The organism is Bacillus fungorum, from assembly GCF_002746455.1.
GTDB classification, from domain to species: Bacteria; Bacillota; Bacilli; order Bacillales; family Bacillaceae_G; genus Bacillus_A; species Bacillus_A fungorum.
This window is the reverse complement of record NZ_NWUW01000053.1, coordinates 1-12,207: the sequence shown is the minus strand read 5'-3', so window position 1 is coordinate 12,207 and position 12,207 is coordinate 1. Positions and strand designations below refer to the sequence as shown.

Annotated in this window: 11 protein-coding genes; 7 read left to right on the top strand and 4 right to left on the bottom strand. The window is 32.8% G+C overall.

The genetic code is table 11. The annotated features are described in order from the left end of the window. The 3 genes from CO726_RS29320 to CO726_RS29310 all read right to left on the bottom strand — a co-directional run. Positions 1–428, bottom strand: a 428-nt coding sequence (locus CO726_RS29320) for a thioredoxin family protein (RefSeq protein WP_099686627.1), incomplete at its 3' end; no start/stop codon positions are given. A 643-nt stretch (positions 429–1,071) separates the two neighbouring features. Further along, positions 1,072–4,020 carry a Tn3 family transposase gene (locus CO726_RS29315; protein ID WP_099686626.1) on the bottom strand — a complete coding sequence of 983 codons (2,949 nt, stop codon included), beginning with the start codon at positions 4,018–4,020 and terminating at the stop codon, positions 1,072–1,074. Between the two features lie 42 nt (positions 4,021–4,062). Continuing rightward, positions 4,063–4,608: a recombinase family protein gene (locus CO726_RS29310; protein ID WP_098290993.1), complete on the bottom strand. Its 546-nt coding sequence runs from the start codon at positions 4,606–4,608 to the stop codon at positions 4,063–4,065. Positions 4,609–4,875: 267 nt separating this feature from the next. Between CO726_RS29310 and CO726_RS29305 the strand changes: the two genes are divergently transcribed. The 7 genes from CO726_RS29305 to CO726_RS29275 all read left to right on the top strand — a co-directional run bounded on the left by CO726_RS29305 (position 4,876) and on the right by CO726_RS29275 (position 9,871). Further along, entirely contained in the window at positions 4,876–5,790 is a 915-nt protein-coding gene (locus tag CO726_RS29305) for an aminoglycoside phosphotransferase family protein (protein ID WP_099686625.1), read from the top strand. 308 nt (positions 5,791–6,098) lie between these two features. Beyond that, positions 6,099–6,668 carry a nucleotidyltransferase domain-containing protein gene (locus CO726_RS29300; protein WP_001995951.1) on the top strand — a complete coding sequence of 190 codons (570 nt, stop codon included), beginning with the start codon at positions 6,099–6,101 and terminating at the stop codon, positions 6,666–6,668. A gap of 125 nt (positions 6,669–6,793) precedes the next feature. Next, positions 6,794–7,216 carry an NUDIX hydrolase gene (locus CO726_RS29295; protein ID WP_097919711.1) on the top strand — a complete coding sequence of 141 codons (423 nt, stop codon included), beginning with the start codon at positions 6,794–6,796 and terminating at the stop codon, positions 7,214–7,216. Positions 7,217–7,537: 321 nt separating this feature from the next. Next, positions 7,538–8,209 (top strand): HAD family hydrolase, encoded by a 672-nt coding sequence (locus CO726_RS29290; protein ID WP_001995726.1) that lies wholly within the window; start codon positions 7,538–7,540, stop codon positions 8,207–8,209. A gap of 47 nt (positions 8,210–8,256) precedes the next feature. Continuing rightward, a complete protein-coding gene (locus tag CO726_RS29285; RefSeq protein ID WP_001995883.1) occupies positions 8,257–8,769 on the top strand; it encodes a DUF1572 family protein in 513 nt (170 codons plus the stop codon). 115 nt (positions 8,770–8,884) lie between these two features. Continuing rightward, positions 8,885–9,268 carry a UPF0715 family protein gene (locus CO726_RS29280; RefSeq protein WP_042516243.1) on the top strand — a complete coding sequence of 128 codons (384 nt, stop codon included), beginning with the start codon at positions 8,885–8,887 and terminating at the stop codon, positions 9,266–9,268. 354 nt (positions 9,269–9,622) lie between these two features. Beyond that, a complete protein-coding gene (locus CO726_RS29275) occupies positions 9,623–9,871 on the top strand; it encodes a DUF2164 domain-containing protein (protein WP_001996008.1) in 249 nt (82 codons plus the stop codon). A 265-nt stretch (positions 9,872–10,136) separates the two neighbouring features. Here the strand turns inward: CO726_RS29275 and CO726_RS29270 are convergent, their stop codons facing one another. After that, entirely contained in the window at positions 10,137–11,306 is a 1,170-nt protein-coding gene (locus CO726_RS29270; protein WP_001995769.1) for a serine hydrolase domain-containing protein, read from the bottom strand. Between the last annotated feature and the right edge of the window lie 901 nt (positions 11,307–12,207).

The window sequence follows — 12,207 nt, the reverse complement described above, 5'->3', positions numbered from 1 at the left end:
ACTGCTCCTTCTAGACGTTCAACTTCTTCACCTCTGTTATAAGCTACAACAACTGGAGTACCTGGAATGTCGAACTCTTGAAAGGCGCTTTGATTTTCTGGTGTAGAGATATCAATACGATAGATGGCTCTATCATGCTTTTTTGACATGCTATTGATATCTGGCGCAGCCTTTTTACAAAAATGGCAGGTTGGTTGATAGTAATACGCAATGAACTCTTCATGAGATTGTATTTTTTGTTTTAATTCTTCCTTCGAAATATCTTTTATATTTTCAGGCGATCCTTTTACATCTGCAGCAGATACAATTGTTTTTTCTGGTGTTATAGTTTCTGTTTTGACTGATTCATTCTTAGTTAAAGTAAAGATTGCGATACAAGCAACACATAAAGTAGTAACAATTGCTCCAATTTTGTAGACTTTTTTCATAGTAAATTCCTCCTTTAAATAAAAAAAGGACAAACCTCGCCCGAGTTAACTGGGCGTAAGGTTTGTCCTTCACGCTACGTACAATAGAGTATAAACAATAGAAATAGATTTTCTATCTATATAATAACATAATATTTATATAGAATGCTATAATAATTTCAAAAGAAAAGTAAAGGTATAACTTAGTTTTTATAATTTCATGTACCAGAATGAATATAAAAAATTATAAACATCACAATAAAGGGATTCTCTGTGTTGTATCCCATTCTTAGGAAAAAATACTCCGCCATTTAGCGTGAAATTATGCAACAAACACCCTCTCAAAAAGTGGGTATATTTATGACGTATGTCTTAATAAGATTTTGATACCTTTTGAAGTGGTTTGAGCTGTAAAAAATATGCTTTTTCTTAAGGTGTACCTTTTGGCGTGGTTTTGATGATAGATGAAAAATTTAAAATGGTATAAATATAGAAAGATACAATATTATCCAAATGATTCAAATATTCCACTTGTTAGAATATTGTTACAATTTTGTTAAATATTAGTTAATATAGGAGTGTACCAAATAGGGGTTCAGCCGAGATACGTGTAAAAATGGGTCATAAACTGGTTTTTATTTCCACATTATGACCCGTTTATATTTTATACAGGTATATTCTCTTCTATTGGTTGTGGAATGTTTTGTAAATCAATTACATAATCGCCAAAACGTTTTATATGTTTCGTCATATATGGACTTAACATCACCAGATCTTCTCGTGAGAATCGATAACCTTCTCTTTTGAGTTGCCATAAAATCATGGTAATATCAACGACATTTTGAAAAATGACTGCATTGGCAACGAGATCATTATATTTAATACGTTTTTCTTGTTCTACTGGATCATTTTCAGTAATAATCCCATCCCCACCAAAGAATAACCACTTTGAAAAACCATTATATGCTTCCACTTTATTTGTACTAGCTGTAATTTGCTCTCTTAATTTCATATCTGAGATATATCTAAGAAGAAATATCGTTCGAATGACTCTGCCTAGCTCTCGAAATGCTTGGTACAGTCGATTCTTTTTACTATTACTTCTCAGTTTTCTAAGAAGAGTTGAGGGTAGTATCTTTCCAGCTTTTATAGACAAAACAACTTGAAATAAATCTTGCCAATGAGTCTCAATTAACTTCCAATCGATTACATCACTAAATAAAGGATCTATATGTTTATATTGAATATGTTTGCTTGGTCTAAAAAATTTTAAGTCTTTCCAATTCCTAATTCTAGGCATTAAATTGATTCCTAATAGATAAGAAAGTGCAAAGACAGGAGTAGACTGACCTTGTGTATCAGCATGAATCGTATCGGGTTGGATATCTGACTTGTTTTTTAGCAATCCATCAATAATATAAACAGCTTCCCAAACCCCACAGGGGATAAAATGGCTAAATAAAGCAATATAATTATCCGAAACATGATGATAAGCTATTCCTCCATAGCCCCCATATCTGATGTGGTATTCTGACAGTAAGTTTTCTTCATATAAATCGTATTTTGTTCCATCAGCGGCGGCTGTTTTTCCACTCCCCCATAGTTTTGGAAGGCTAAAGAGGTTGTATTGATTTAAAATGTCTTGAATTGAGGCATCTAATTTTTGGGCACTGATATGTCTACGATTCACAAAAGAAATCATATGAGGTGTTACTATATTTCGCATATGTTTAGCGGTTTGGGCTGGCCCTAAATTACAGCCATATCCAAATGAAGTAATAATATAACGTTCAATTGGATGCTCTAATTTAGGTTCAGATCCTGAAAATGGGCCGAAATGTCTTGTACAATGAGTCCAGTGTTCAACGTTACAAAGTATATCGAGAATCGTTCGTTCCGGTAGTCGTTGTATAATTTCTTTTTCTAACATTTTACTACTCTTAGAAGACTCTTTTCGTACCAAACGTTTCAGGATTGGTTCTCCATCTTCAGTTATGATAACTTGTCCATTATTAGGATAGTTTCGATCAACAGTTTTTGCAGCGGATGTTAGCCAACTTTTTAACCGATTAACAAAATCAGTAGGTGAGGAAGGTAATTCTAGTTCATTACAATAATCTTCAACCATCGGTTGGCATTCTTCCCATGGAAGTAATTGTTGTCTATAATCAGCATATTTCTCAGAACCTTTTACACTAAGGTCTCCCGTCTTTAATTCAGAGGCTAAATAAGAAAATATACAGATTTCAAGACGTTTACGGTAAAGTAAACTCGTGCTTTTTTCAACGCGAATTGTATGTTTCCACTGTTCACTGGCGAATGATAAATCAATATCGCTAGGTAGATGTTCAACCTTACGGTTTTCGTTCTCTAATAAAAATTCCAGAGCATTTATGAGGGAATCGTCTTGAGTTGTTGAGTCAATTTCTAATAATGTGATGAGCCGAAATAATGTTTTTCTATGATTCTTATAGAATTTTTCTAAAAGTGGTAGATAATTATTTCCGTTGTATGAGGATATTGCTGTACAGTCCTGTTTTAAAAATTCTATACCACCTTTAGCTTCAAATAGCTCAGTAATTTTGCTGCCAATTTGTGTATTATCATCATGCATAGCTGTTGTTTCTAAAACTTCACTCAGTACAGAAATAAGATTTTCACTTATGGAACGATGTTGCTCCCTCAAAAGAGAAAGTTCTTCTTTTCCTTTTTTATGAATGATTCCCATCCTTTTTAGAAACATTTCTACAAGGTTATCCCTAGTTGTAATTTGTGACCGATAAATAGTTGATAACAACAGCATATATCTTTTTTTGGGAGCGAAGTCCTTTATTTCTGAAGCATCTAAAGAATTCGCTTCAGCAGCAAAGTGCTTCAATTTAGAATTTGGAATGCCTTCTAATAAATCATGAATGTTTGGAAGGAAAGACGTAATAAATGAAAGTCTGTTTTGTAAATCTTTCATATGAGTAATAGAAGGGCTTTTGGGAACTTCTTTAAAATAATTATAACCAGAATGTTGAGTTTCTTTTGACGTATGAAGTGATTGATCGAGTTTATCTTTATCTATATTAGACAAACGAGCGAGAAGTGTATTACAAAGACGATTATTAACCAGCGTTCTCACTCGACGTGCAAGCCGATCTAGTGTACTGAATGCTGGTAATTCATAACGTTCCTTAATTAATTCTTCAATAGAAACATTAATAAGGTCAGCAGGGTTATCCATCACTTGAGATGCTTTATATATGGCATTAGTAGCAATATGCAAAGCATCCTTCCCAAAGGGCAATACTTGCAAATGCTCACGAATTGCTTTCTGGTGTCGATATATGGACTTTGTTCGGAAGTTTGGTTCGGTTTCATTTGATATACGCAAACTCGAACGGATATGATGAATTATCACAGATGGAATATCTTTTGGACGTGGAAAATAACCTAGTCGTTGGAAAGACTTTAGCATAACTAAAAGGCTAAAGACCGGAATAGTTCCACGTGCTACTCTATGGGCAAATTGGTTCTCCGCATATGTGACGGTATAAATCTCTTTCAGTTCTTTTCGAGTTAAGTTTTGTTTAAACCTTGGATAGGCTGTACGTTCAATTGAGGTCAATGTAATTCCTCCTACTATACTAAAATCAAAACTATATGTACTTTACTGTTGCATCTTACGGTACAAAGTCATTCTCGAGATACCAGCTTTCTCAGCGGCATCTGTACGGCTCATACCTTGATTAATAAGATATAAAGCATAATCAACCTTTTCCTCATCGGTTTTTGGTCTTCCAGGATGTTTCCCTCGTTTCCTTGCAGCCTCAATTCCTTCTTTTGTCCGTTCAGAAGTTAAATCTCGTTCAAATTGAGCAATACCAGCGAAAATAGTAAATAACATTTTTCCATGTGCTGTTGTTGTATCAAGCCATGATTCCTTTAGACTTTTCAAGTGTGCTCCTTTTTGAGAAATTTGTTCCGTAATTTCAATGAGATCTTTTGTAGAACGTGATAATCGAGTTAAATCGGTTACAACGACTGTATCTTCTGGACGAAGAAATTCCAGCATACTATTTAATTCCGGCCGGTTTCGTTTTGTACCGGTTACTTTTTCGAAGAAAATACGGTCGCATCCAAATTCTTCAAGCTGTTTCTTTTGACGATCTAAATTTTGATCTAATGTAGAAACACGCATATAACCAAACTTCATATTTATCATCCCCTTCAACGACTATTGTACCAAAAACGATTAAATGGAGATATTGTTACAAATAATATTGTTACATATTTTTGTTACACTCAGTATGCAAGTTAATTAGACTAAAAGTTTATTAATAATGACCGTAACAAAAATGGTCGTTTTTGTTACAAGAAAGATTGTATGTAGTCAAGCAAAATTTATAGAAGATAATTTGACAGCATCCTATTTATATAGTATTTTTTATCTTCTGAATTATTGAAAGAGAGATGAGGAAAATTGAATTTTTTAATTGAAGATGTAATAGACGGTGTATCCAGCCTTAAGGGGTATTCATCTGTAAAGATAATTGAAAACGGATACTCCCCAGATAAAAAATACATGGTTACCATTGGAAAAAACAAATACTTTATACGTCTATCAGACTTGAAATACGATGAAAAGAGAAGTTTTGAATTTTCATTACTCAAAGAGTTGGAAAAATATGATGTACAAACTCATAAAGCAATTGAATACACTGTAGTAAATGAAGCAAATTTATCTGTAATGGTATTAAGCTATATTGAAGGAAACCCTGCTAGTGAAATAATAACGGACCTATCGGATACTGAACAATTGACTTTAGGTTTTGCGGCAGGAAAAGAGTTGCGAAAAATACATCAACTAAATGTTCACAAAAGCATTAACTGGGAAGAAGTCCAAACAAAGAAATTTAGATATTATTTAAATGAGTATAAAAAGGATAGCTTTCATGTTACAAAAGAACATAAAATAATCAATTTTATTGAGAGTAATCTTCACCTTCTTAAACATAGACCAATAACTTTACTCCATGATGATTTTCATCTGGGGCATATAATAACTTTAAATAGTGTCTTCAATGGAGTAATTGATTTTAATGGTTATGATTTTGGGGATCCATATCATGATTTTTATAATCTTTCATTGTTTAGCAGAAGACTTAGTATCCCTTATTGTATTGGGCAAATTAAAAATTATTTTTCAAATGAACCTGACGATACGTTTTGGCGCCTATATGCTCTTTATGCAGCAATGAATATATTTTCTACTATTGTATGGACTAAAGAATATGACGAACAATCCTTTGATGATGCTTTGGAAAGAATAGATTTTATTTTGCAGGATCATGACTATTTTAATTTTGATAAACCCCTATGGTATAAAATTGTCTAAGTATAGTGATTCTTTCTTTTTTAGGAGTGCTAGCGCCTCGAGAGAAATCCGTACATAGGATGAAATTATTTATGAACAATAAATTTCTTTTCATTCACTAAAGTAGAAGGTTTAAATTTATTTAAAATTTATTTTCAGAAGGAGTTTGCAGAGATAATAAAGTAGTTTGATTTGCAATAAAATTCTTTGAAAAATAATAATGTTGTTTTATTATAATTAGACTAATGGGGATGATGGCTGAAGACGACAAAAGAAATTTGATTACAAAAAGAGAATAGATTTTAGATAATTTTTTTGGGGGGATTTATATGCCATTTGAACAATGTCAGAGTATCAATTCATTAATGTCAAGCTTTGATAGAACGTGGTTTATTGCTGGAGGATGGGCGATTGACCTTTTTATTGGTGAGGAAACAAGAGAACATAAAGATATAGAGTTTGCGGTTTTTCGAAAAGACCAACAATATCTGAAAGATTATCTTAATGAATGGGAGTTCAAAAAGGTAATTAAAGGTAAGTTCTATACTTGGGAAAATGAATTTTTAGATTTGCCAATTCACGAAATACATGCTTTGAATATGTTAAACGGAGATAAAATAGAAATTCTTCTTAATGAAACAAAAGAAAATGATTGGATATTCAGAAGAGACTTTAGGATTTCTTACCCACTCAATTCCGTTTGGAGTACTACTAAAACAGGTATTCCATATCTAAATCCAGAAATTGTACTTTTATACAAGGCGAAGAATACAAGAGAAAAAGACCATCAAGACTTTATCGCTATAAAGGATTATCTTGATAATGAGAAGAAAAAATGGCTGCGATATGCTTTAGAAGTACACGAACCAGAACATAAGTGGCTTCAGCTTTTAAACTAAAACTTATTTAACTTGCAGGTGCTTTTAGTTCAATGAAATTAAAGTACTTTAACTTCATGTGCAGCAAGGATTTTTTATTAGAGTACTATTTATAAAGATTTTAATTATTCAATGGAGGAGAAGTCGTGGAACGAGTCGATGTAGTATATGCGCTTATTTATGATGATACAAATCAAAAAATTCTTATGGTTGGAAACAAACGTGAAAATGGTAGTGAATGGAGCCTTCCAGGAGGAGCAAGAGAAATTGGAGAAACATTAGAACAAGCTGTTATTCGTGAGACATTTGAAGAAACTGGGTTAAAAGTTGAAATTGAAAATATATTCGCTATTAACGAAAAATTCTTTCCACATGCACATGCTGTAATCTTTACCTTTGTAGCTAGAATAGTAGGGGGAGAAATATCTATTCAAGACCAAAATGAGATTACTGATATTAGTTGGATAAACATAAAGGAAGCTGAAAAAATTATGTTTTACTTTCCTAATGGCGTTCAAAATTTATTGAAAAAAGGGGTAGCAGCTCCTTATTATTTTCAAACTAAGTAGCACAAAAAGAGCAATTACATAATTTAAAACATTTAAAAAAGCTAATTCTATCTTATACATGGATATAAAATTAGCTTTTTGTTTATCGTAAATTAGTGATTTAATAAAAAAAGTACATGTAAATACAATCCAGTATATGAACCGTTTTTACATGTATCTCGTCTAGATACATCTATCCAGTTGGTATATTTTGTCTTATTCCCCCTTTTCGGGGGATGGGCAAAAACACCCAGGTACCAACTTGATGAATTTAAGACAACAAATCTATAAAAAGGATAAAGTACCTTTTTATGTTATATTAAGATAAAAGGGGGAGAATACATGATTAAAGCAATTATCTTCGATTTAGATGGAACTTTATTAGATAGAGACAGTTCACTTAAATTCTTTATTAAAGAACAATATAAGCGGTATATCAATAAACTAAAACATATACCTGAAGAACAATATGTATCTCGATTTATTGAGTTAGATAATAGGGGATACGTTTGGAAGGACAAAGTATATCATCAATTACTCCACGAACATTCTATTTCCGATTTAACATGGGAGCAATTATTAGAGGATTACATAAACAACTTTCAACATCACTGTGTTCCTTTTTCTAACATGGAGCATGTATTAAAAGAGTTAAAAGATAAAGGCATGTTATTAGGTATGATTACAAATGGATTGACTGAATTTCAACTTCTAAATATCCGCGCCTTAGGAATTGAGAAATACATGGATACTATTTTAGTGTCTGAACAAGAGGGAATTAAAAAACCTCAAGCTGAAATTTTTATGAGAGCTCTAGAAAGATTAGGCGTTACCCCTGAAGAAAGTGTATACATAGGGGATCATCCAGAAAATGATGTAATAGGGGCTCGAAATGCGGGAATGAATGCAATATGGAAGAAAGATGCGTTTTGGGGAACTCCATTCACAGATGAATACATAATTGAAGATTTGAAAGAATTACCATTATTAATTGATACAATCCGAAAAAATTAATTACTTATCAATAAAATTGACTACTATAACTGAAAGGGGAAAATTTTATGAGTTCAGTAGAAGAAAAGTTTCTATCTACAGCAATCTTTCAATTTGAGCACATAAAAAAACGTGTTGAGAAAGCTATAGATCAGTTAACAGAGCAAGATTTACATTGGCGTCCTAACAGTGAATCCAATAGTATCGCAATCATTATAAAACATCTAAGTGGAAACATGCATTCAAGATGGCCTAATTTTTTAACAACAGATGGCGAAAAAGAATATAGAGATCGTGATGGTGAATTTATTGATACGGTCATTGAAAAAAAAGAATTGATTGAAATTTGGGAAAAAGGATGGTTTCTTTTATTTAAAACAATTAAAGAATTACAAACAGAAGACTTACTAAAGATTATAACAATTAGAAATAACCCATTAACCGTCCTAGAAGCAATTCAAATTGAAATAGCGCACTGTAGCAATCATTTAGGTCAAATTCTATATATTGGTAAACAAATAAAAGGTTCAGAGTGGGAAATATTAAGTATTCCGAAAGGAAAATCTCAAACTTTTAGATAATATATTCAAAGTTCAAGTGACTTTAACTAAATGGTGAAAAATATTAGTTGTTTATTTGTAATTTCAAGTAGATTATAAAACTAATATTAATTAATGAAGAAGTGAGGAGAATTAGTTGTTTTTACAACGATTAAAAGTAATCTTGCTGTCCGGGGTATCCATGTCTGTTATTAGTATCATTGTTGAATCCCGTGACTCTTTATCAGCAGCAAACTTTAATTTGTTACCCATATATACTTTAGCTTACTCATGTGCTTTTACTATATTTGCTGTCCCTGTCCAAATATTGCTTTCCAATACTATTTTTTCTAAGCGATTTAATATCTTAACCTTATTTATTTATATACTTGCTGCTTTGATTGTTTTCTTTGCAATAAATGTTTCTGATTTTGAACTTAATATTACTTTTTTTACACAAATTTTATTATATGTTTATATAATCTCAGCCGGATTTTTTTTCTGGTTGTGGGACTCTTTAATCATTCCAAATAAACGATAAATTATTTTTATTAACAAAATTTATGAAGATAAAAGGTGTTTTCTATTTACGAAAACACCTTTAGAGCTCCCCTGTTAACACATTCAAAGTAAATTTTTCTAGTACTTGTTGTAGCTTATCCATTCGAAAAAACACCCTTCTGTCCCATTAATCTAACATACTTTAAAAATTTAATTTTATATTAATTAGAACAAAAAAAACAGCTTGTGATTATTAATTGGGCAAGCTGTTTTTATAAACGGTATGACTTTATTTCAAATCTACATATAAAAAAGACCACTTTTGTGAGTGGCTCCAAAAAGAAGGAATGGTTGCCGTACCCCCAATTGACTTAACTTATAGGAGTGAATTTAAATGCCTAAATTAAAAAAATTACCCCGTGAGAATCAAGAGATGGTAAAAGCACGTCTTGAGGATTTCTTTTATAAAAAATTCGAACTAGACTTAAGTTCAACTGAAGCTGAATATATATTGGAGTTTATGATGAAAGAAATTGGACCACATGTATATAATCAAGCTGTAGAAGATGCATGTAAAACATTGCGTCTTCAGATGGATGTTGTTGAAGAAGAACTTTACGTGCTACAAGTTCCAATAAATTAGAAGTGATACACCCCAGCTACCTTTTTTGCAAAACTGAAAAGGTAGATTTTTTCATCTCACAAATCCTTAACGTAGGAAAATCAGTTATTCAACTTCCAAAAAATATATTAGCGTGGGTTTTATGTCATTTGGTTGGCGGTACCCCATGCCCATCAAGCTAAGAAAACAAGTGAAAGAGTAGCTTAGTTTAGAAGACTTTGCACCAAAAAGATATACTTTTAACTATAAAAACTATGACAAAATTTATCCGTTTTTTCCTTTTTTACTACTTGCCAAATTCAGCAAGTAAAATATTTTTAAAAGGATCAGGACTATCAGCTTTAAGGTTGTTCAAATTGACAGCCACTGTATGCTTGCCTCCAAGTGTGCCTCCAGCAAAAGTACTAAATCCTGGAATGCCACCTGAGTGTCCCCATATTGAGACACCGTTTGGAAGCTTAGTTTCATAGATTCCAAGACCATATCGGCCGGTTTCAGTAATTCCTGTAGGAACTGTAGTAAGCATTTGTTTTAGTTGCTGTTCTTTCAGTAATTTGCCACCAAGCAAGGAAGAGAAGAATTTGTTTAAGTCATCAGCAGTAGAAATCATATCTCCAGCCGAGCTAGCTATACTTGGGTTATAATAAGTAACGTCTTTTAGCTCACTTGCTCCGTCTGGTTGTAAATATCCACGGGCATGCTTGGTGCCTGGAATAACGCTTGAATTACCAGGTAGGAATGTATTCGACAATTCAAGCGGTTCAATAATCCGATTTTCAATCTCTTCCGCATAGCTGTTTCCGGTTACTTTTTCAATAAGGATGCCCAGTAATACGTATCCTGTGTTTGAGTAGGACCAGCCATTTCCTGGAGCAAATTCCGGGGGCATCGAAAGTCCAATCTTCACTAGTTCTTCAGCGGTAAACGATTTATTTGTATTCGTAAAGAAATCAACTTCTTCTGACTTTGCGTATTCAACGATACCACTTGTATGATTCAATATCTGCCGGATAGTAATCTGGTTACCATCATATCCGTTTCCTTGAATGACGCCAGGCAACCATTTTTCGATGGAGTCATCTAGATTCAGGCGGTTCTCTCCAGCTAATTGAAGTACAACCGTTGCGATGAACGTCTTTGTCACACTGGCAATGCGAAAACGAAAATCTGTTTTCATTGGTTTCTTGGCGCTCAGATCCGCTCTCCCAGCGGCATAACCCCACGTTTTTCCACCCTCAGAAGTTTTAGCAAGTATCCCCGGGTATCCAAGCTGTAATGTATCCTGCATAGCTTGCTTAACGGAATTACGATCTCGTTGCGTACTTGTTTGTGACGAACTAGATACATTTTGAGTGGGCTCTGCTTTTACAATTGAGATTGGCGATGTGTATAACAGGGAACTTCCAGCTATTAAAAGGGCAAGACTTGCACAGGTAATTTGACTACGTGTTTTCATCAGACATTCCTCTCCTTTATTCATATTGTATAGGTGGTTACTTGCTGTTTCATACTAACCACGCAGTTATCATCTTTACCAATGACAAAAGGTCAACATTGAAGTTGTAATCATCTTCATAATGATTATTTTTTCAAATGTCTTTCTGCTTAACAAACGGCAAGTCCCCCTTTTTTCACATGTATATTAACCACAGAAATTACTTCTTTTCCTTAAAACACTCTTGTTAAATGGTTTGTTTTTCATATATAAGTTATATCTGTTTCACCATTCACGACTCTTTATATTTTTATCATACACAATAAAAATTTCTTTTTTCTTACCCATTCCTTACAAATTTCTTACGTTCAAAATAGCTTCTATAATAGGGTAGAAGAAGCGTCTGTGCCGGAAAGTTCAATAAATATATTAATTAAAAAGAAACACAGAAGTTTTTTACTTCTGTGTTTCTTTTTTCCATCTTTTAAATATTAAAGATTCGATTTACTCTTAATAGGGGAAATTCCGGCTCTTTTCTAATGTGATTTTTCTTTTTGCGATTCAATATAAATTACATTGTGCTGCATGAAACACTCCTAACATTGTTAAAATCACTTGTTTCTAAGTGGAAATTTATTTTAAACCTAGGGGTGTACTCTATATCCATCAGCTAAACAAAAATAAACACTCTCAAAACGAAAAAATGAGCTGACTTTTCAAAGTAACTACCTATAGAAAAAGAAAATGTTCATTTAGGAGGTATATTAAAACTTTAGCTTGATGGGGATGTGGCGGTACCCCATCGCTATCAAGCTAAGCTCATACAACGTCAATTAAAGTAGAGGTTGTTTCTTTTTTATAAAATTTATGTGTAGGGAACCTAAAGATTTGCACACGAAATAAACCCTAACGGGTTTCATTT

Excerpts from the sequence above, each read along its gene's own strand:
- CO726_RS29275 (WP_001996008.1), top strand. The coding sequence starts at position 9,623 with ATGCCTAAATTAAAAAAATTACCCCGTGAGAATCAAGAGATGGTAAAA.
- CO726_RS29310 (WP_098290993.1), bottom strand. The coding sequence starts at position 4,608 with ATGAAGTTTGGTTATATGCGTGTTTCTACATTAGATCAAAATTTAGAT.
- CO726_RS29285 (WP_001995883.1), top strand. The coding sequence starts at position 8,257 with ATGAGTTCAGTAGAAGAAAAGTTTCTATCTACAGCAATCTTTCAATTT.
- CO726_RS29290 (WP_001995726.1), top strand. The coding sequence starts at position 7,538 with ATGATTAAAGCAATTATCTTCGATTTAGATGGAACTTTATTAGATAGA.
- CO726_RS29300 (WP_001995951.1), top strand. The coding sequence starts at position 6,099 with ATGCCATTTGAACAATGTCAGAGTATCAATTCATTAATGTCAAGCTTT.
- CO726_RS29270 (WP_001995769.1), bottom strand. The coding sequence starts at position 11,306 with ATGAAAACACGTAGTCAAATTACCTGTGCAAGTCTTGCCCTTTTAATA.